This window comes from Pseudomonas sp. ArH3a, assembly GCF_022648765.1.
Classification (GTDB): domain Bacteria; phylum Pseudomonadota; class Gammaproteobacteria; order Pseudomonadales; family Pseudomonadaceae; genus Aquipseudomonas.
Genome location: NZ_CP080330.1, coordinates 5023358 through 5041952, shown reverse-complemented (window position 1 = coordinate 5041952; position 18595 = coordinate 5023358). Strand labels below are relative to the sequence as shown.

The window sequence follows — 18595 nt, the reverse complement described above, 5'->3', positions numbered from 1 at the left end:
ATGGCTATCAAGGTTTTATTGGTGGAAGACGATCGCGCCCTGCGTGAAGCATTGGCTGACACGCTGCTGTTGGCGGGCCATGACTACCGGGCGGTCGGTTCTGCCGAGGACGCCTTGGAGGCCGTGGAGCAGGAGCCCTTCAGCCTGGTGGTCAGCGACGTGAACATGCCCGGCATGGACGGCCATCAGTTGCTCAGCCTGCTGCGTGCGCGCCAGCCGCAACTGCCGGTGCTGCTGATGACCGCCCATGGCGCCGTGGAGCGTGCGGTGGACGCCATGCGCCAAGGGGCGGCGGATTACCTGGTCAAACCGTTCGAGCCCAAAGCCTTGATCGAGCTGGTCGCCCGTCACGCACTCGGCGTGATTTCGAGCGTCGAAGGCGAGGGTCCGATTGCCTTCGAGCCGGCCAGCGCGCAACTGCTGGACCTAGCGGCCCGTGTGGCGCGCAGTGATTCCACTGTGTTGATTTCCGGCGAGTCCGGCACCGGTAAAGAAGTGCTGGCGCGGTATATCCACCAGCAATCCGGCCGTGCCAAACAACCGTTTATCGCGATCAACTGCGCGGCGATTCCCGACAACATGCTCGAAGCCACGCTGTTCGGCCATGAAAAAGGCTCGTTCACTGGCGCCATCGCCGCCCAGGCCGGCAAGTTCGAACAGGCCGACGGCGGCACCATCCTGCTCGACGAAATCTCGGAAATGCCCTTGGGCCTGCAAGCCAAGCTGCTGCGGGTATTGCAGGAGCGCGAAGTCGAGCGCGTGGGGGCGCGCAAGCCGATCCAGTTGGACATTCGCGTGGTCGCCACCACCAATCGTGATTTGGCGGGCGAAGTGGCGGCGGGGCGCTTCCGTGAAGACTTGTTCTACCGACTCTCGGTGTTCCCGTTGGCCTGGCGCCCTTTGCGCGAGCGCCCGGCGGACATCATCCCGCTGGCCGAGCGCCTGTTGAACAACCACGTCAAGAAAATGAAGCATGCCCAGGCGCTGCTGTCGGCTGAGGCTCAGGCCTGCCTGATCAGCTACCCATGGCCCGGCAACGTGCGTGAATTGGATAACGCCATCCAGCGCGCGCTGATTTTGCAGCAAGGCGGGCTGATCCAGCCGCAAGACTTCTGCCTGGCCGTTGGCAGTGGCGCAGCACCGTTGCCGAGCCTGGCGCCGGCGCCTGTGGTGGTCGCCGAAGCCGAGTCCGCTGGCGCCTTGGGCGACGACCTGCGCCGCCGCGAATTCCAGATGATCATCGACACCCTGCGCGCCGAGCGCGGCCGCCGCAAAGAGGCCGCCGAACGCTTAGGCATCAGTCCGCGCACCTTGCGCTACAAGCTGGCGCAGATGCGCGACGCGGGAATGGATGTGGAAGCCTACCTTTTCGCCACCTAAAAAATGTGTAGGCCGACAGGGTTTGTCGCCTTTTCTTACAAGCTGCCCTGGAGCTGGCACCCTTGTTGCACTACCCCCAGTAACCGCTGCGTAGTGTCAAAAAATTGCGGGTCGTCGGAGAGAGAAGGTCATGAGCCAGGGTATTGAGTTCAATCGGTTGATGTTGGATATGCGCTCCATGCAAATGGATGCCATGGCTCAACCGAAATCCGTCGCGCCAGCGCCGGAATTGGGCCAAAGCAGTTTTGCCGACATGCTCGGTCAGGCAATCAACAAAGTCAGTGATACCCAGCAAGCCTCGAGTCAGTTGGCCACCGCCTTCGAGATCGGCAAAAGCGGCGTGGACCTCACCGATGTGATGGTGGCCTCGCAAAAGGCCAGTGTTTCCTTTCAGGCCTTGACCCAAGTGCGTAACAAGCTGGTTCAGGCTTATCAAGACATCATGCAGATGCCGGTTTAAGGACGAGATTTAAGTCATGGCAGAAGCAGTCGTGGACAACGTACCCGCCAAGGCAGACGGCAAGCCGCCGCTGTTTGGCCTGTCGTTCCTGGAAAACCTTTCCGAAATGACCATGTTGCGTCAGGTGGGCCTGATGGTCGGCCTGGCTGCCAGCGTGGCGATTGGTTTTGCCGTGGTGCTGTGGTCGCAGCAACCTGATTACCGCCCGCTGTACGGCAGCCTGGCCGGCATGGATTCCAAGCAGATCATGGAAACCCTGGCCGCCGCCGACATCGCCTACACCGTGGAACCCAACTCCGGTGCCTTGCTGGTCAAGGCCGATGATGTGGCCCGTGCACGGATGAAACTGGCCGCCGCCGGCGTAACGCCGTCCGACAGCAATATCGGTTTTGAAATCCTCGACAAGGACCAAGGCCTGGGCACTAGCCAGTTCATGGAAGCCACCCGCTACCGTCGTGGCCTGGAAGGCGAACTGGCGCGCACCATCTCCAGTTTGAATAACGTCAAAGGCGCCCGCGTGCACCTGGCGATTCCGAAAAGCTCGGTGTTCGTGCGTGACGAACGCAAGCCAAGCGCCTCGGTATTGGTCGAGCTGTTTTCCGGCCGCTCCCTGGAGCCTGGCCAGGTCCTGGCGATCATCAACCTGGTGGCCACCAGCGTTCCCGAATTGAGCAAGTCGCAAATCACCGTGGTCGACCAGAAGGGCAACCTGCTGTCCGACATGGCGGAAAACTCCGCGCTGACCCAGGCCGGCAAGCAGTTCGACTACAGCCGCCGTATGGAAAGCATGCTCACCCAGCGCGTGCACAACATCCTGCAACCGGTATTGGGCAATGACCGCTACAAAGCTGAAGTGTCCGCCGACGTCGACTTCAGCGCCGTCGAGTCGACGTCCGAGCAGTTCAACCCGGACCAGCCGGCCCTGCGCAGCGAGCAGTCGACCAGCGAACAACGTACCGCCAGCAATGGCCCGCAAGGTGTGCCGGGTGCCCTGAGCAACCAGCCACCAGCCCCGGCCTCGGCGCCGCAAACCACCGGTGGCGCCGCCGCGGCCGCAGGCGCGATTCAGCCTGGCCAGCCACTGTTGGACGCCAACGGTCAGCAGATCATGGACCCGGCCACCGGCCAGCCGATGCTCGCGCCGTACCCAGCCGACAAGCGTAACCAGTCGACCAAGAACTTCGAGCTCGATCGCTCCATCAGCCACACCAAGCAGCAACAGGGCAAAATCAATCGCCTGTCGGTGTCGGTGGTGGTCGATGACCAAGTCAAGGTCAATGCCGCTGACGGTGCAGTGACCCGTGCGCCATGGAGCGCCGACGAATTGGCGCGCTTCACGCGCCTGGTGCAGGACGCCGTCGGTTTTGACGCCAGCCGCGGTGACAGCGTCAGCGTGATCAACATGCCGTTCTCCGTCGAGCGTGGTGAAGTCATCACCGACCCGGCGTTCTACACCCAGCCGTGGTTCTGGGACATCGTCAAGCAAGTGCTGGGTGTGTTGTTCATCCTGGTGCTGGTGTTTGGCGTGCTGCGCCCGGTGCTCAACAACATCACCGGGCATGGCAAGAAACAGCTGGCCCTGGCCGGCAGCGACGTCGAGTTGGGTGGCATGGGCGGCCTGGACGGCGAACTGGCCAACGACCGCGTCAGCCTCGGTGGCCCGCAAAGCATTCTGTTGCCAAGCCCGAGCGAAGGCTATGACGCTCAGTTGAACGCAATCAAGAGTCTGGTGGCAGAAGACCCGGGCCGTGTGGCCCAGGTCGTGAAAGAGTGGATTAACGCAGATGAATGATCGAGCCGCTGTTGCCAAGCTCACCAAAGTCGACAAAGCCGCAGTGTTGCTGCTGTCTTTGGGTGAGACCGACGCCGCACAAGTGCTGCGCCACATGGGCCCCAAAGAGGTTCAACGCGTAGGCGTGGCCATGGCGCAAATGCGCAATGTGCACCGTGAGCAAGTCGAGCAGGTGATGAGCGAGTTCGTCGAGATTGTCGGCGACCAGACCAGCCTGGGCGTCGGCTCCGACAGCTATATCCGCAAGATGCTCACCTCGGCCCTGGGCGAAGACAAAGCCAACGGCCTGATCGACCGCATCCTGTTGGGCGGCAACACCAGCGGCCTCGACAGCCTGAAATGGATGGAGCCGCGCGCCGTCGCCGACGTGATCCGCTACGAGCACCCGCAGATCCAGGCCATCGTCGTCGCTTATCTGGACCCGGACCAGGCCGGTGAAGTGCTCGGCCACTTTGACCATAAAGTGCGCCTGGACATCATCCTGCGCGTGTCGTCGCTGAACACCGTGCAGCCGGCGGCGCTGAAAGAACTCAACACGATTCTCGAGAAGCAGTTCTCGGGTAATTCCAACGCCTCGCGCACCACCTTGGGTGGCATCAAGCGCGCGGCCGACATCATGAACTTCCTCGACAGCTCGGTCGAAGGCCAGTTGATGGACTCGATCCGCGAGATCGACGACACCCTGTCCGGCCAGATCGAAGACCTCATGTTTGTGTTCAACAACCTCTCCGATGTCGACGACCGTGGCATCCAGGCGTTGTTGCGCGAAGTCTCCTCCGATGTGCTGGTACTGGCACTCAAGGGCTCCGACGAAGGCGTCAAGGAAAAGATCTTCAAGAACATGTCCAAGCGTGCTTCCGAACTGTTGCGCGACGACCTGGAAGCCAAAGGCCCAGTGCGCGTCAGCGACGTGGAAACCGCCCAGAAGGAAATCCTCACCATTGCCCGCCGTATGGCCGAAGCCGGAGAAATCGTTCTCGGCGGGAAGGGCGGCGAAGAAATGATCTAAGGCGCTGCCCATGTCGAACAAAGATGAGACGCCCAGCGATCTGATTCGCGCACGGGATGTCGGCGGGTTCGACATCTGGTCGTTGCCCAGCTTCGACCCGCACGTGCCGGAGCCTGAGCCTGAGCCGGTGGTTGAAACGCCTGCTGAGATGGAAGAAGTGCCGCTGGATGAAGTCCAGCCACTGACCCTCGAAGAATTGGAAGCTATCCGCCAGGAGGCCTACAACGAAGGCTTCGCAGCGGGCGAAAAAGACGGTTTTCGCAGCACCACCCTCAAGGTCCGCCAGGAATCCGAGGCGGCGCTGGGCCTCAAGCTGGGCAGCCTGGAACGCTTGATGCGCAGCCTGTTCGACCCTATTGCCGAACAAGATTCGCAACTGGAAAAATCCATGGTCGGCCTGGTCGAGCACATCGCCCGCCAGGTGATCCAGCGCGAACTGGCGCTCGATTCCAGCCATATCGAAAGCGTGATGCGCGAAGCCCTCAAGCTGCTGCCTTTGGGCGTTGGCAATGTGCGGCTGTACATCAACCCGCAGGATTTCGAACAGGTCAAAGCCCTGCGCGAGCGCCATGAAGAAACCTGGCGCATCGTCGAGGACGCGGCGCTGCAGCCCGGTGGTTGCCGCGTCGAAACCGAACACAGCCGTATCGATGCCACCGTCGAAACCCGCATCAGCCAGATCATGGCCAAACTGTTTGACCAGCTCCACGAACAAGTCCTGCACCCGGCCGAGCCCGACCTGAGCGTGGACCTGGACGCCCCTGATGCGCCTTGATCGCACCAGCTTCGCCAAGCGCCTGAGCGGCTACGCCGAGGCCACTGAGCTGCCCGGCCAGCCCATCCTCGAAGGGCGCCTGTTGCGTATGGTCGGCCTGACCCTCGAAGCCGAAGGCCTGCGCGCCGCCATGGGCAGCCGTTGCTTGGTGATCAACGACGACAGCTACCATCCGGTGCAGGTCGAAGCTGAAGTGATGGGCTTCTCCGGCAGCAAGATTTTCCTGATGCCGGTGGGCAGCCTGGCGGGTATCGCGCCCGGTGCCCGGGTGGTGCCGCTGGCCGATACTGGCCGCCTGCCGATGGGCATGAGCATGCTCGGCCGCGTGCTGGATGGCGCCGGTCGTGCGTTGGACGGCAAAGGCGGCATGAAGGCTGAAGACTGGGTGCCGATGGACGGCCCGACCATCAACCCGCTTAATCGCAACCCCATCAGCGTGCCGCTGGACGTGGGCATTCGCAGCATCAACGGTTTATTGACGGTCGGTCGCGGCCAGCGTCTGGGCCTGTTTGCCGGTACCGGCGTGGGTAAATCCGTGCTGCTGGGCATGATGACGCGCTTCACCGAAGCCGACATCATCGTGGTCGGGCTGATCGGTGAGCGGGGCCGTGAGGTTAAGGAGTTCATCGAGCACAGCCTCGGTGAAGAAGGCCTCAAGCGCTCGGTGGTCGTCGCGTCCCCGGCCGATGACGCGCCGCTGATGCGCTTACGCGCCGCCATGTATTGCACGCGCATCGCCGAATATTTTCGCGACAAGGGCAAGAACGTCCTGTTGCTGATGGACTCGCTCACACGTTTCGCCCAGGCCCAGCGGGAAATCGCCCTGGCCATCGGCGAGCCGCCCGCCACCAAAGGCTACCCTCCGTCAGTGTTCGCCAAGCTGCCCAAGCTGGTGGAGCGCGCCGGTAATGCCGAGGCCGGCGGCGGTTCGATCACCGCGTTCTATACCGTGTTGTCCGAAGGCGATGACCAGCAAGACCCAATTGCCGACTCGGCGCGGGGCGTGCTCGACGGCCACATCGTGCTGTCGCGACGCTTGGCCGAAGAAGGGCACTACCCGGCCATCGACATCGAAGCGTCGATCAGCCGGGTAATGCCGGCGGTGGTCACGCCGGAACACATGGCTCGCGCGCAGCATTTCAAGCAACTGTGGTCGCGTTATCAGCAGAGCCGTGACCTGATCAGCGTCGGCGCCTATGTGGCCGGTGGTGATCGCGAGACCGACCTGGCGATTGCCCTGCAACCGCAGTTGGTGACCTACCTGCGCCAGGGCCTCAACGACAAGATCAGCATGGGCGAAAGCGAAGCGCACCTGGGTTCGATTTTCGCCCCGGCGCCAGGCGGTTAAGCCATGGCCAGTACGCGTTCTTCACGCTTGGCACCGGTGGTGGACATGGCCGAAAAGGCCGAGAAAACTGCGGTCCAGCGCCTGGGTTATTTCCAAGGCCAGGTGCGCCTGGCGCAAAGCAAGCTCGGCGACTTGGAGCGCTTTCGTGGTGAATACCAGCAGCAGTGGATCGAACGCGGCAGCAAAGGTGTGTCCGGCCAATGGCTGATGGGCTACCAAGGCTTCCTCAACCAGCTGGAAACCGCTGTCGGCCAACAGCGCCAGAGCCTGGCCTGGCACCAGAACAACCTCGATAAAGCCCGTGAAAGCTGGCAAGCGGCGTTTGCTCGAGTCGAAGGCTTGCGCAAGCTGGTGCAGCGCTATATCGACGAAGCGCGGGCGATTGAAGATAAACGCGAGCAAAAGCTGCTCGACGAGCTCTCACAGCGGCTTCCACGCCAATCACCGTACTAACGGCCACCACCGGCCCACTGTGGGCGTCGGGCTTGCCCGCGATACAGGCACCGAGGTGGATCAGGCACACCGCAGTGATGCTATCGCAGGCAAGCCAGCTCCTACATTTGGTCGTCTGTGTTGCCCATACCCGGTTCACCTGCTAAACCTTGTTGCATATTGCCAATGACAAGGAAGCAGTCGTATGTCAGTCGAATCAGAAGTATCCCTGGATGGGACGAAGTTGATGATCACCGTCACGGGGCGGTTCGATTTCGGTAGCCACCAAGCCTTTCGTGATGCCTACGAGCGGTTCTACAAGGTGCCCGAGGTCTACGTGGTGGACTTGAAAGACACCACCTACATGGACAGCTCCGCCTTAGGCATGCTCCTGCTGTTGCGTGACCATGCCGGTGGCGATAATGCCGAAGTGCAGGTGATCAACAGCAACTCCGATGTGCGTAAGATTCTCGCCATCTCTAACTTCGACAAACTGTTCGACATCAGTTGAGCACCCTGGCCCCGGTTCTCGAACCGCTGACGATCCTGATCGCCGAAGACAGCGCTGCCGATTTGCTGTTGCTGTCGACCATCATTCGGCGCCAGGGTCATCAGGTGCTCACCGCCGCCGACGGCGCGCAGGCCGTCGAGGTGTTTACCCGCGAGCGCCCGCAACTGGTGTTGATGGACGCGCTGATGCCGGTGATGGACGGCTTTGAAGCCGCGCGGCGCATCAAGCAGCTTGCCGGGGAAGCACTGGTGCCGATCATCTTCCTCACCTCGCTGCGCGAGAGCGAAGCCCTGGCCCAATGCCTGGATGCCGGCGGCGATGACTTCCTGCCCAAGCCCTACAACCAAGTGATCCTGGCGGCGAAGATCAACGCCATGGACCGCCTGCGCCGCCTGCAAGCCACGGTGTTGCAGCAGCGTGACCTGATCGCCAAGCACCACGATTACCTGCTGCATGAGCAGCGCGCGGCTAAGGCGGTGTTCGACAAGGTGGCGCATTCGGGCTGTATCAACGCGGCGCCGAACATTCGCTACCTGCAATCGCCCTATGCGCTGTTTAACGGCGACCTGCTGCTGGCGGCATACACGCCCTCCGGTGACATGCACGTGCTGCTTGGTGACTTTACTGGGCACGGCCTGCCTGCCGCCGTCGGTGCCATGCCCCTGGCGGAAGTGTTCTACGGCATGACCGCCAAGGGCTACGGCCTGGCGCAGACCCTGCGCGAGATGAACGCCAAGCTCAAGCGCATCCTGCCGGTGGACATGTTCTGCTGCGCCACCCTGATAGGCCTGAGTGCCCAGCGGCGTGTGGTGGAGGTGTGGAACGGCGGCATGCCCGAAGGTTATGTGCATGAAGTCGCCACGGGCAAGCGTACGCCGTTGGTGTCGCGGCACTTGCCGTTAGGTGTGCTCTCGGCCGAGAGGTTTGATGACAGCACCGAAGTCTGGCCCATGGCCTTGGGCGACCGTGTGTTTTTGCTCTCCGATGGCGTGCTGGACACCGCTAATGCCAATGACCAGCTGTTCGGCGCCGAGCGCTTGCAGCAGGTGTTCGCGGCCAACCGTGAGCCTGATCGCTTGTTCGAAGATATCGAACTGGCACTGGCGGCGTTTCGTGGCCAGGCGCGGGATGACGTCAGCATGGTCGAGATCACCTTGCAGGCCGGCCAGCCGTTGCGGGCGGCCGAGCCGATATATGCCGACAGCGGGCAGTCGTGCCCGCTGGACTGGTCGGTGAGTTTCGAGTTCCGCGCGCAGACCCTCAAAAGCTACAACCCGTTGCCGTATCTGCTGCAATTGTTGCTGGAAATTCATGGCATGCGTGAGCAGAGCGGGGCGCTTTACAGTGTGATGGCCGAGTTGTATTCCAATGCACTGGAGCATGGGGTACTGGGGTTGGATTCGCGGCTCAAGCGCGATGCACAGGGGTTCGCCGACTATTACCGCCAGCGCAATGAGCGGCTGGGGCAATTGAGCAGCGGTTATGTGCGTGTGCATGTGCAGGTCGTGCCGACGGGCACTGGCGGCACAATGACGCTGCGTATCGAGGACAGTGGTCTTGGGTTTGACGTGGAACAGGTGTTGGCGCGGCCGCTGGATATCGACCGTCTGTCTGGCCGGGGCTTGAGCCTGGTGCGGCAGTTGAGCAGCAATGTACGCTGGTCGGATGGCGGGCGTAGCGTATGCGTGGAGTTTTGCTGGGGGGCTCTGGCATAATCCGCCGATTCTTGATCAAGGAGCGAACAAGTGGCAGAGATTCATTTGGACCCTGATGTGTTGTCGGGTTTGCAGGAGGTTATGGAGAGCGAGTATCCCAAGCTGCTCGATACCTTTCTGGACGATTCGCAGAAGCGTGTCGAGGCGTTGCGCAAAGCGCGCGATGATGCCAAGGCGTTGGGGCAGATTGCGCACAGCTTCAAAGGCAGCAGCGGCAACCTTGGGGCGGTACGGTTGGCACAATTGTGTCAGCGCTTGGAAGCTGAATCGGGCCAGTCGACGGCGGACCTTGGGGCGTTGGTTGATCAGATTGATCATGAGTTTGCTTTGGTGCGGCCGTTGTATGAGTCGGAACGGCAGCGGTTCAGTCTCTGAGTCACCTTCGTAACAGCTATTAATGGCGACCCAACTGTGGGAGCTGGCTTGCCTGCGATAGCGGTGAGTCAGTCAGCCCATCTGGCACTGTTACACCGCAATCGCAGGCAAGCCAGCTCCCACATTAAGCGAGTCATTTGCCTGCGAAGTGTAATCTGGCCCGACTCTTGCTCTATCTCCCAATACTGCATCCCCGACCCCCAATGCAGTGGAGACCTTTACCTATGCCAGTCGCCCCGAATTCGCTCCTTCAGGCTGCCCCTGCGGCCAAGCCTCAAGCGTCTGTCTCTACGCCCCCAGTAGCGGCTGCGAGCCCGCGAGACAAGGGGCCTGGCTTCGCTCAAGTGTTTGCAAATCAAAGCCCGAAACCGACGCTGAAGATCGACGACGCCCCGGCCAAAGTCACGCGTGACAAGTCGCCGGACACCAACTCCAAGCCCGTTTCCAGCAACGACAAGCCTGCCGCCAGTAAGCCAGCCGTTGCCGATAGCGGCAATCCCTTGCCTGCCAAACCGCCGACTAAATCCGACGACGCCAGCAGTGACGACAACAAGCCCACCGACCCATCCCTGGCGCAACAACCCCCGGTTGACCCCGTCGTCGACCCGGCAGTGATTGCCACCGTCACCCCGGTTGCCGTGCCTGTCCCCGTGGAAACGCCGGCGCCTGTAGCCGCCAAGGACGACAAGGCGTTGCCGGTTGTTGTGGCGACGGATGAGGTCAAGCAGCCTGCCTTCGACCCTGACGCCGACCCGCTGGACTCGATGCCGGCCGTGCGCCTGGCGATGGAGCAGGGCGGTCACGTCTCGGCCAGCAGCCAGACGCCGCAGAAGGCCGCCCCGACGTCTCAGGACCAGCCGACCGCTGCACAGAGCTTCGCTGCCGGCCTTGCCAATATGGTCGACCAGCAAGCCACCAAAGACAGTACTGACCAGGGCGGCGACAAGGCCTTCAGCGGGCTGATCGAAGGCGGCCTCAAGGATCTGAAAGACGCCAGGAGTGACACCCGCGTCGATGATTTCGCCAACCGCCTGGCTGCGCTGACACAGGCCGCCACGCCGAAAACCGCGAATGCCTTGCCGCCGGTGGCGAATGCGCCGTTGGCCATGCACCAGAGCGGCTGGACCGAAGAAGTGGTCAACCGCGTGATGTACCTGTCCAGCGCCAACCTCAAGTCGGCAGAGATCCAGTTGCAGCCGGCTGAGCTGGGGCGCCTGGATATCAAGGTCAACATGGCGGCGGACCAACAGGCCCAGGTCACCTTCATGAGTGGCCACGCCGTGGTGCGTGAAGCGCTGGAAAGCCAGTCCGGCCGCCTGCGCGAGATGTTTGCCCAGCAAGGCATGGGGCAGGTTGACGTGAATGTGTCCGACCAGTCCCGTGGCTGGCAGGGGCAAGGTCAGGAGCAACAACAGCAGAACCAGGCGCGCGGTGTGAGTGGTGGCGGTGGGCGGGGTGATGGCGGTGATCATGCTGAAGTGGCGGCGGCCGTCGCGCCGGTGACCCAGACCGTCGTGGGCTCCAGCGCGGTTGATTACTACGCCTGATTTCAGCCTTATGAAGATCAAAATGTGGGAGCTGGTTTGTCTGCGATGGCCTTAGGTATCTACACATCTTTTTATGGGTTGAGTTCTTTGGTTGTCGCGGGGGCGCTGGGTGCATATCCGTTATTTGGGTAACGGCGGCTATGGGTTCCGCTCTTACAGCGGGTCACTTTTGGAAAAGAGCCCCAAAAGTAACCAAAAGGGCTCTTGCCCCACCACTCGGCACCTCGCTTAGGCTCGGTGTGCCCTCACTCCGGCTTTGGAGCGGGGGCCGCCGCCATGGGCCATCCTTGGCCCATCGCGGCTAAACCGGCGTCCTGCCGGTTTACCCCCGCTCCAAAGCCTGCGTTCGGCCAGCGTGGTTTAACGGGGCGCCTAAGATCAAGATCAAAAGCAAGAGCACGGCGGCCTAGTAGCCGACCTGAGTGGTTAAATCAAAAGCAAAATCGAGGCGGCCTGCTAGCCGACCTGATCTTGGTGGCTGAACTCAATCTAATGTGGGAGCTGGCTTGCCTGCGATGCAGACACCTCGGTCTATCAAGTACACCGAGTTGATGCCATCGCAGGCAAGCCAGCTCCCACAGAAAAGCAGAGCATTGCAGTGCTGGCAGCTAAACTCGGTCAAAATTGTGGGAGCGGGCTTGCTCGCGAAGGCGGTGGGTCAGCCAGCTCATGTGTAACTGACCCACCGCCTTCGCGAGCAAGCCCGCTCCGACAGTTGGATCTCGGTACATCAGACAGAGAGTGTGCTGCTGTGCTTTTGCCCTGCTTTTGCTTCTACCACTCAGGTCGGCTACTAGGCCGCCGTGCTCTTGCTTTTGATCTTGATCTTGATCTTGATCTGAGGCGCCCCGTTAACCACGATGGCCGAACGCAGGCTTGAATCCGTGGGTAACCCGGCAGGACGCCGGGTTAGCCGCGATGGGCCAAGGATGGCCCATGGCGGCGGCCCACGGATTCAAGCCGGAGTGAGGGCACACCGAGCCTAGGCGAGGTGCCGAGTGGTGGGGCAAGAGCCCTTTTGGTTACTTTTGGGGCTCTTTTCCAAAAGTGACCCGCCGTAAGGGCGGAACCAATAGCCGCCGTTACCGCAGCAACGGATATGTACTCATATCTACCTAAAAACCCCGCCAAAAGCTTAGCGCAACACAAAAAGTTGCGTAGATACCTATGCTGCGATACCGGTGTATCAGTCACAGAAATTCCAACTGACCCACCGCTATCGCAGGCAAGCCAGCTCCCACATTTGTTTTGTAGTGTTCGCTCTTCCCGAATTACCAGACAACTCTGGCATAACACTTGCTCTTGCCTTTCCGTAGATCTATGAATCCCCGAATAGTGACGGATTATTGGCATGGCGAAGAGCGACGACGCAGCAACACCACCCGCAAGCAAGGGCAAGCTCAAGCTTATCCTGTTGATTGTGCTGGGCCTGCTCCTGGCCATCGGCGCCTCGGTTGGCGGCACCTGGTACATCATGCACAGCAGCGCGAGCAAACCGGCACCCGCCGCCGAAACCGCCAGTAACGTCAAGCAACCGGCAATCTTCGAGCCGATGCTTCCGGCCTTTGTGGCCAACTTCAACCAAAATGGGCGTCAACGCTACCTGCAGGTGAGCATCACCTTGCTGGCGCGTAACCAGGCGGACCTGGATGCGCTCAAAGTGCACATGCCGGTGATTCGCAACAACCTGGTGATGCTGTTCTCCGGGCAGAGCTTCGACAGCCTGGCCACCCCGGTCGGCCAGGAAATGCTGCGCCAGAAGGTCACTGCCAGCGTGCAGGAAGTGTCCCAGAAAGAGCTCGGCAAAGTCGTGGTCGAGCAGGCGCTCTTCACTAACTTCGTATTGCAGTAGGATCACGACATGGCCGTGCAAGACCTGCTGTCCCAGGATGAAATCGACGCGCTGTTGCATGGTGTCGACGATGGTCTGGTACAGACCGAAATGGCTGCCGAGCCCGGCAGCGTCAAAAGTTATGACCTGACCAGCCAGGATCGCATCGTCCGTGGACGCATGCCGACGCTGGAGATGATCAACGAACGTTTCGCCCGCTACACCCGTATCAGCATGTTCAACATGCTGCGCCGCTCGGCGGACGTGGCGGTGGGCGGTGTGCAGGTGATGAAGTTCGGCGAGTACGTGCACTCGCTGTACGTGCCCACCAGCCTCAACCTGGTCAAGATCAAGCCGTTGCGCGGCACCGCGCTGTTCATCCTCGACGCCAAGCTGGTGTTCAAGCTGGTGGACAACTTCTTCGGCGGCGACGGCCGTCACGCCAAGATCGAAGGCCGTGAGTTCACCCCCACCGAGTTGCGGGTGGTGCGCATGGTGCTGGAGCAGGCCTTCATCGACTTGAAGGAAGCCTGGCAGGCGATCATGGAAGTCAATTTCGAGTACATCAACTCGGAAGTGAACCCGGCCATGGCCAACATCGTTGGCCCCAGCGAAGCCATTGTGGTGTCCACCTTCCACATCGAACTCGATGGCGGTGGTGGCGACCTGCACGTGACCATGCCGTACTCGATGATCGAGCCGGTGCGCGAGATGCTCGACGCCGGTTTCCAGTCCGACCTGGACGACCAGGACGAACGCTGGGTCAAGGCCTTGCGCGAAGACCTGCTCGACGTCGACGTACCCCTGAGCGCCACCGTGGCCCGTCGCCAGCTGCGTTTGCGCGATATTTTGCATATGCAGCCGGGGGACATCATTCCCGTCGAGTTGCCGGAAGAACTGATCATGCGTGCCAGCGGCGTGCCGTCGTTCAAGGTCAAGCTGGGTTCGCACAAAGGCAACCTGGCGTTGCAAGTGATCGAACCGATTAACCGTCGCTGAAACGCCGCTACTGTTGCACCCCTATTTATGAAAGCTGCTTCGCCGAGGACATGTAATGGCTACCGAACACGAAAACACTTCCGCCGAAGACCAGGCCCTGGCTGACGAATGGGCTGCGGCCCTGGAAGAAACCGGCGATGTCGGCCAAGACGATATTGACGCGCTGTTGGCCGCCGATGCCGCCACCGCGCCGGCCGGTAACCGCATGCCGATGGAAGAATTCGGCAGCGTGCCGAAGAACAACGACCCGGTGTCCCTCGACGGCCCGAACCTGGATGTGATCCTCGACATTCCGGTGTCGATTTCCATGGAAGTGGGCAGCACCGACATCAACATCCGCAACCTGTTGCAGCTCAACCAAGGCTCGGTGATCGAGCTGGATCGCCTGGCGGGTGAGCCGTTGGACGTGCTGGTCAACGGCACGCTGATCGCCCATGGCGAGGTGGTGGTGGTCAACGAGAAGTTCGGCATCCGCCTGACGGACGTGATCAGCCCGAGCGAACGCATCAAGAAGCTGCGCTGATATGAAGTATTCGATGGCGGGACTTTTTCTGGCGCTGCCATTGAGCGCCCTGGCGGCTGAGCCGATTGCGCAAGCGACGGCTGCGGCGCCTGTCGTCAGCAGTGGCATCGGCGGGCAACTGACCCAGCTGGTGCTGGGGCTGTTGCTGGTGGTCGGGTTGATTTTCGTGCTGGCCTGGTTGATGCGCCGCGTGCAGCGCATCGGCCCGGGCGATGGCCAGGTCATCGAGATGATCGGTTCGCGTGCCCTTGGCCCGCGTGATCGGCTGGTGCTGGTGCAAGTCGGTGAGGAACAGATTCTGCTGGGTATCACGCCCGGCCGCATCACCCCGCTGCACGTGCTCAAGTCGCCGGTGGAGGTGGCCAAGACCGAGGGTGCCACGCCAGAATTCGCTCAGCGCCTGATGGAATTGCTGGGCAAGGATCAGAAGGATAAGAAGTAATGCGCGTTTTATTGACGCTCATGCTGTTGCTGGCCGCGCCGTTGGCGTTTGCGGCCGACCCGTTGTCGATCCCGGCGATCACGCTGGGTACCAACGCTGCCGGCGCTCAGGAATACTCGGTCAGTCTGCAGATCCTGCTGATCATGACCGCGCTGAGTTTTATCCCGGCGTTTGTCATGCTGATGACCAGCTTTACGCGGATCATCATCGTGTTCTCGATTCTGCGTCAGGCTTTGGGCCTGCAGCAGACGCCGTCGAACCAGATCCTGACTGGCATGGCCTTGTTTTTGACGCTGTTCATCATGGCGCCGGTGTTCGATAAGGTGAACCAGCAAGCCCTGCAACCGTACCTGGCCGAGAAACTCAGCGCCCAGGACGCGATCGACAAGGCCCAAGGCCCGATCAAGGACTTCATGCTGTCGCAGACCCGTTCCAGCGACCTTGAGCTGTTTATGCGCCTGTCCAAGCGCACCGACATCGCCACCCCGGATCAGGCACCGCTGACCATCCTGGTGCCGGCGTTTGTCACCTCCGAATTGAAGACCGCGTTCCAGATCGGCTTCATGATCTTCATCCCGTTCCTGATCATCGACTTGGTGGTGGCGAGCGTGCTGATGGCCATGGGTATGATGATGCTGTCGCCGCTGATTATTTCGCTGCCGTTCAAGATCATGCTGTTTGTGCTGGTGGACGGCTGGGCGCTGATTATCGGCACGCTGGCCAGCAGTTTCGGCGGAGTGTAGCGCCATGACTCCCGAAGTAGCCGTCGACCTGTTCCGTGAAGCGCTGTGGCTGACCACCATGATGGTCGCCGTGCTGGTGGTGCCGAGCCTGTTGGTCGGCCTGCTGGTGGCGATGTTCCAGGCCGCCACCCAGATCAACGAACAGACCTTGAGCTTCCTTCCGCGTTTGCTGGTGATGCTGATCACTCTTATCGTCGCTGGCCCGTGGCTGGTGCAAACCTTTATGGAATACATCCTGCAGCTGTACGGCAGTATTCCGCAGTTGATCGGCTGAGCCGATGCAGTCTTTGTTGGCGTTGACCGACACCCAGATCAGTACCTGGGTGGCGTCTTTCATCCTGCCGATGTTCCGCGTCACGGCGGTGCTGATGACCATGCCGGTGTTCGGTACAACCTTGGTGCCACGGCGCATTCGCTTGTATTTCGCCTTCGCGATTACCGTGGTGATCGTGCCCGGGCTGCCGCCGATGCCGCCGGTGAACGCCCTGGACTTGAGTGCATTGCTGCTGATTGCCGAGCAGATCCTGATCGGCGCGCTGTTGGGCTTCTCGCTGACGTTGTTCTTCCAGGCGTTTGTGATTGCCGGGCAAATCATCTCGGTGCAGATGGGCATGGGCTTCGCCTCTATGGTCGACCCCACCAACGGCGTGTCGGCGGCGGTGATCGGGCAATTCCTGACCATGCTGGTGACCCTGCTGTTCCTGGCCATGAACGGCCACTTGGTGGCGTTCGAGGTGATGACCGAAAGCTTCACCACCTTGCCGGTCGGCTCAGGGTTGGTGGTCAGTCATTTCTGGGAACTGGTAGGGCGTCTCAGTTGGGTCATGGGCGCCTCATTGTTGCTGGTGCTGCCGGCGATCACCGCGCTGCTGGTGGTCAATATCGCGTTCGGGGTGATGACCCGTGCGGCGCCGCAGCTGAACATTTTTTCGATTGGTTTCCCGTTGACCCTGGTGTTGGGCATGGGGATTTTCTGGGTCGGCTTGGCTGACATTCTCAATCAGTATCAACCGCTGGCGACCGACGCCTTGCAGTTCTTACGTGATCTGGCACGGGCGCGCTAAGCCATGGCCGAGAGCGAGAGTGGTCAGGACAAAACAGAAGACCCCACGGAGAAACGTAAAAAGGACTCCAGGGAAAAGGGCGAGATTGCGCGCTCTAAAGAACTCAATACCTTCGCGACCATGATGGCCGGTGCCGGTGCCTTGCTGATTTATGGCGGTGGTCTGGCGCTGGACCTGATGGAGTTGATGAAACACAACTTCGCCTTGCCGCGTGAGGTGTTGCTCAACCCCGACGCCATGGGTCAATACCTGCTGCATTCGGGGAAAATAGCGCTCCTGGCGGTACAGCCGATCCTGATCACCTTACTGCTGGCGGCGCTGATCGGCCCGGTCGCCCTTGGCGGCTGGCTGTTTGCTGCGGGTAGCATGGCGCCCAAATTCAGCCGTATGAACCCGGGCGCCGGCCTCAAGCGCATGTTTTCGGCCAAGGCCCTGATGGAATTGCTCAAGGCGCTGGCCAAATTCATCCTGATTCTGTTTGTGGCCATGGTGGTGCTGACCTCCGACATCGACGACCTGCTGCGCATCGCTCATGAGCCGCTGGAGTCAGCAATCATTCATAGCGTGCAAGTGGTGGGCTGGAGTGCGCTGTGGATGGCCCTCGGGCTGATCCTGATTGCCGCCGTGGATGCGCCGATCCAGTTGTGGGAGAGCCACAAGAAGCTGCTGATGACCAAGCAGGAAGTGCGCGATGAGCACAAGGACCAAGAGGGTCGCCCGGAGGTCAAGCAACGCATTCGCCAACTGCAGCGGGAAATGTCCCAGCGCAAGATGATGGCGGCGGTGCCGGACGCCGACGTGGTCATCACCAACCCGACCCACTACGCCGTGGCGCTCAAGTACGACCCGGAGAAGGGCGGCGCGCCGATGTTGCTGGCTAAGGGCAGCGACTTTACCGCGCTGAAAATCCGCGAAATTGCCGTGGCAAACAACATTCTGTTGCTGGAGTCTCCGGAACTGGCGCGGTCGATCTTCTATTCCACTGACCTGGACCAGGAAATTCCTGCCGGGTTGTACTTGGCGGTGGCGCAGGTGTTGGCGTACGTCTATCAGATCCGCCAATACCGCGCGGGCAAGGGCAAGCGGCCTGACCCCCTGAAAGACCTGCCGATTCCGCCGGATTTACGTCGCGATTCCTGAGCCATCCTGCGCCGACGCTATCGCGGGCACGCCCGGCTCCCCCCCTTGAGCGCATTCCCCTGTGGGCACAGGGCTTGCCCGCGATGGCGGCATAACAGCCAGCGGGATACCCAGGGTTTGCCCCTACCATTTGTCTAAAGTCTGGCCTTACCTGGTAACTTTGACAGTACCCATTGCACGGCCTTCACTGTTTGATAGAGCGGCGAGGCGCGCCTTTATGCGCGGCTCGGGAGAGCGGTCATGGACAGGGGTACGGTCAGGTGGTTTGACGCAGTCAAGGGCATTGGTTTTATCGCCCAGGACCGCGATGGCAATGCGGTGCCCGTTGAGTCGGCGGGCAATAAATGCAGCGCAGTCGATGAGTTGCTGGCGCCGCCCAAGGCGCGAAAATCTCGTCAGCGAAAAAAATCATCCGAGGTCTGATCCGGCGACGCTCAAAACCGCGAGCGCAGTTCCTGTGGCGAGCGGGCCTGTTGTGGCGCGCGGGCTTGCCCCGCGTTGGGCTGCGA

General features: G+C 61.1%; 20 protein-coding genes. All 20 read left to right on the top strand.

Translation table 11 applies throughout. The features are described from left to right. The 20 genes from K0P33_RS23015 (at position 1) to K0P33_RS22920 (ending at position 18509) form a co-directional block, all read left to right on the top strand. Entirely contained in the window at positions 1–1380 is a 1380-nt protein-coding gene (locus tag K0P33_RS23015; protein ID WP_242151604.1) for a sigma-54 dependent transcriptional regulator, read from the top strand. 130 nt (positions 1381–1510) lie between these two features. Next, entirely contained in the window at positions 1511–1840 is a 330-nt protein-coding gene (gene fliE, locus K0P33_RS23010; protein WP_017134937.1) for a flagellar hook-basal body complex protein FliE, read from the top strand. Between the two features lie 16 nt (positions 1841–1856). Next, positions 1857–3632 carry a flagellar basal-body MS-ring/collar protein FliF gene (fliF, locus tag K0P33_RS23005; RefSeq protein ID WP_242151602.1) on the top strand — a complete coding sequence of 592 codons (1776 nt, stop codon included), beginning with the start codon at positions 1857–1859 and terminating at the stop codon, positions 3630–3632. Continuing rightward, positions 3625–4641, top strand: coding sequence for a flagellar motor switch protein FliG (gene fliG / locus K0P33_RS23000; RefSeq protein WP_053257308.1), 1017 nt, complete (start codon positions 3625–3627; stop codon positions 4639–4641). The genes fliF and fliG overlap by 8 nt, the downstream gene beginning before the upstream one ends. 10 nt (positions 4642–4651) lie before the next feature. After that, entirely contained in the window at positions 4652–5416 is a 765-nt protein-coding gene (gene fliH / locus K0P33_RS22995; protein WP_094951615.1) for a flagellar assembly protein FliH, read from the top strand. Continuing rightward, a complete protein-coding gene (gene fliI / locus K0P33_RS22990) occupies positions 5406–6764 on the top strand; it encodes a flagellar protein export ATPase FliI (RefSeq protein WP_094951616.1) in 1359 nt (452 codons plus the stop codon). The genes fliH and fliI overlap by 11 nt, the downstream gene beginning before the upstream one ends. A 3-nt stretch (positions 6765–6767) precedes the next feature. Then, entirely contained in the window at positions 6768–7217 is a 450-nt protein-coding gene (gene fliJ, locus K0P33_RS22985) for a flagellar export protein FliJ (RefSeq protein ID WP_094951617.1), read from the top strand. Positions 7218–7401: 184 nt separating this feature from the next. Beyond that, the gene (locus K0P33_RS22980; protein ID WP_094951618.1) at positions 7402–7707 is read left to right on the top strand and encodes an STAS domain-containing protein; all 306 of its coding nucleotides are present in this window, start codon (positions 7402–7404) and stop codon (positions 7705–7707) included. Continuing rightward, a complete protein-coding gene (locus K0P33_RS22975) occupies positions 7704–9422 on the top strand; it encodes a fused response regulator/phosphatase (protein WP_094951619.1) in 1719 nt (572 codons plus the stop codon). The genes K0P33_RS22980 and K0P33_RS22975 overlap by 4 nt, the downstream gene beginning before the upstream one ends. Before the next feature lie 30 nt (positions 9423–9452). Continuing rightward, entirely contained in the window at positions 9453–9797 is a 345-nt protein-coding gene (locus K0P33_RS22970) for an Hpt domain-containing protein (RefSeq protein ID WP_094951620.1), read from the top strand. Between the two features lie 224 nt (positions 9798–10021). After that, positions 10022–11344, top strand: a complete 1323-nt coding sequence (locus tag K0P33_RS22965; protein ID WP_242151601.1) for a flagellar hook-length control protein FliK — start codon at positions 10022–10024, stop codon at positions 11342–11344. A 1351-nt stretch (positions 11345–12695) separates the two neighbouring features. After that, on the top strand, positions 12696–13196 hold the full coding sequence (gene fliL, locus K0P33_RS22960) for a flagellar basal body-associated protein FliL (RefSeq protein ID WP_094950747.1): 501 nt from the start codon (positions 12696–12698) through the stop codon (positions 13194–13196). Between the two features lie 9 nt (positions 13197–13205). Beyond that, entirely contained in the window at positions 13206–14174 is a 969-nt protein-coding gene (fliM, locus tag K0P33_RS22955) for a flagellar motor switch protein FliM (RefSeq protein ID WP_094950748.1), read from the top strand. Between the two features lie 55 nt (positions 14175–14229). Continuing rightward, on the top strand, positions 14230–14697 hold the full coding sequence (gene fliN, locus K0P33_RS22950) for a flagellar motor switch protein FliN (protein WP_094950749.1): 468 nt from the start codon (positions 14230–14232) through the stop codon (positions 14695–14697). Position 14698: 1 nt separating this feature from the next. Continuing rightward, on the top strand, positions 14699–15139 hold the full coding sequence (fliO, locus tag K0P33_RS22945; RefSeq protein WP_094950750.1) for a flagellar biosynthetic protein FliO: 441 nt from the start codon (positions 14699–14701) through the stop codon (positions 15137–15139). Next, on the top strand, positions 15139–15882 hold the full coding sequence (gene fliP, locus K0P33_RS22940) for a flagellar type III secretion system pore protein FliP (RefSeq protein ID WP_106576465.1): 744 nt from the start codon (positions 15139–15141) through the stop codon (positions 15880–15882). The genes fliO and fliP overlap by 1 nt, the downstream gene beginning before the upstream one ends. Before the next feature lie 4 nt (positions 15883–15886). Then, positions 15887–16156, top strand: coding sequence for a flagellar biosynthesis protein FliQ (gene fliQ / locus K0P33_RS22935; RefSeq protein ID WP_003214552.1), 270 nt, complete (start codon positions 15887–15889; stop codon positions 16154–16156). Positions 16157–16160: 4 nt separating this feature from the next. After that, entirely contained in the window at positions 16161–16946 is a 786-nt protein-coding gene (gene fliR / locus K0P33_RS22930; RefSeq protein WP_094950752.1) for a flagellar biosynthetic protein FliR, read from the top strand. Positions 16947–16949: 3 nt separating this feature from the next. After that, positions 16950–18086: a flagellar biosynthesis protein FlhB gene (flhB, locus tag K0P33_RS22925; RefSeq protein ID WP_242151599.1), complete on the top strand. Its 1137-nt coding sequence runs from the start codon at positions 16950–16952 to the stop codon at positions 18084–18086. Between the two features lie 240 nt (positions 18087–18326). Then, positions 18327–18509, top strand: coding sequence for a cold-shock protein (locus tag K0P33_RS22920; RefSeq protein WP_094950754.1), 183 nt, complete (start codon positions 18327–18329; stop codon positions 18507–18509). Positions 18510–18595 lie beyond the last annotated feature (86 nt).

Bases quoted from the DNA above. Each gene is read 5' to 3' on its own strand.
- fliQ (WP_003214552.1), top strand. From the start codon at position 15,887: ATGACTCCCGAAGTAGCCGTCGACCTGTTCCGTGAAGCGCTGTGGCTG.
- fliJ (WP_094951617.1), top strand. From the start codon at position 6,768: ATGGCCAGTACGCGTTCTTCACGCTTGGCACCGGTGGTGGACATGGCC.
- K0P33_RS22980 (WP_094951618.1), top strand. From the start codon at position 7,402: ATGTCAGTCGAATCAGAAGTATCCCTGGATGGGACGAAGTTGATGATC.
- fliF (WP_242151602.1), top strand. From the start codon at position 1,857: ATGGCAGAAGCAGTCGTGGACAACGTACCCGCCAAGGCAGACGGCAAG.
- fliH (WP_094951615.1), top strand. From the start codon at position 4,652: ATGTCGAACAAAGATGAGACGCCCAGCGATCTGATTCGCGCACGGGAT.
- fliG (WP_053257308.1), top strand. From the start codon at position 3,625: ATGAATGATCGAGCCGCTGTTGCCAAGCTCACCAAAGTCGACAAAGCC.
- fliO (WP_094950750.1), top strand. From the start codon at position 14,699: ATGAAGTATTCGATGGCGGGACTTTTTCTGGCGCTGCCATTGAGCGCC.
- fliL (WP_094950747.1), top strand. From the start codon at position 12,696: ATGGCGAAGAGCGACGACGCAGCAACACCACCCGCAAGCAAGGGCAAG.
- fliE (WP_017134937.1), top strand. From the start codon at position 1,511: ATGAGCCAGGGTATTGAGTTCAATCGGTTGATGTTGGATATGCGCTCC.
- K0P33_RS23015 (WP_242151604.1), top strand. From the start codon at position 1: ATGGCTATCAAGGTTTTATTGGTGGAAGACGATCGCGCCCTGCGTGAA.
- fliI (WP_094951616.1), top strand. From the start codon at position 5,406: ATGCGCCTTGATCGCACCAGCTTCGCCAAGCGCCTGAGCGGCTACGCC.
- K0P33_RS22920 (WP_094950754.1), top strand. From the start codon at position 18,327: ATGGACAGGGGTACGGTCAGGTGGTTTGACGCAGTCAAGGGCATTGGT.
- fliP (WP_106576465.1), top strand. From the start codon at position 15,139: ATGCGCGTTTTATTGACGCTCATGCTGTTGCTGGCCGCGCCGTTGGCG.
- fliN (WP_094950749.1), top strand. From the start codon at position 14,230: ATGGCTACCGAACACGAAAACACTTCCGCCGAAGACCAGGCCCTGGCT.
- fliR (WP_094950752.1), top strand. From the start codon at position 16,161: ATGCAGTCTTTGTTGGCGTTGACCGACACCCAGATCAGTACCTGGGTG.
- K0P33_RS22965 (WP_242151601.1), top strand. From the start codon at position 10,022: ATGCCAGTCGCCCCGAATTCGCTCCTTCAGGCTGCCCCTGCGGCCAAG.
- fliM (WP_094950748.1), top strand. From the start codon at position 13,206: ATGGCCGTGCAAGACCTGCTGTCCCAGGATGAAATCGACGCGCTGTTG.
- flhB (WP_242151599.1), top strand. From the start codon at position 16,950: ATGGCCGAGAGCGAGAGTGGTCAGGACAAAACAGAAGACCCCACGGAG.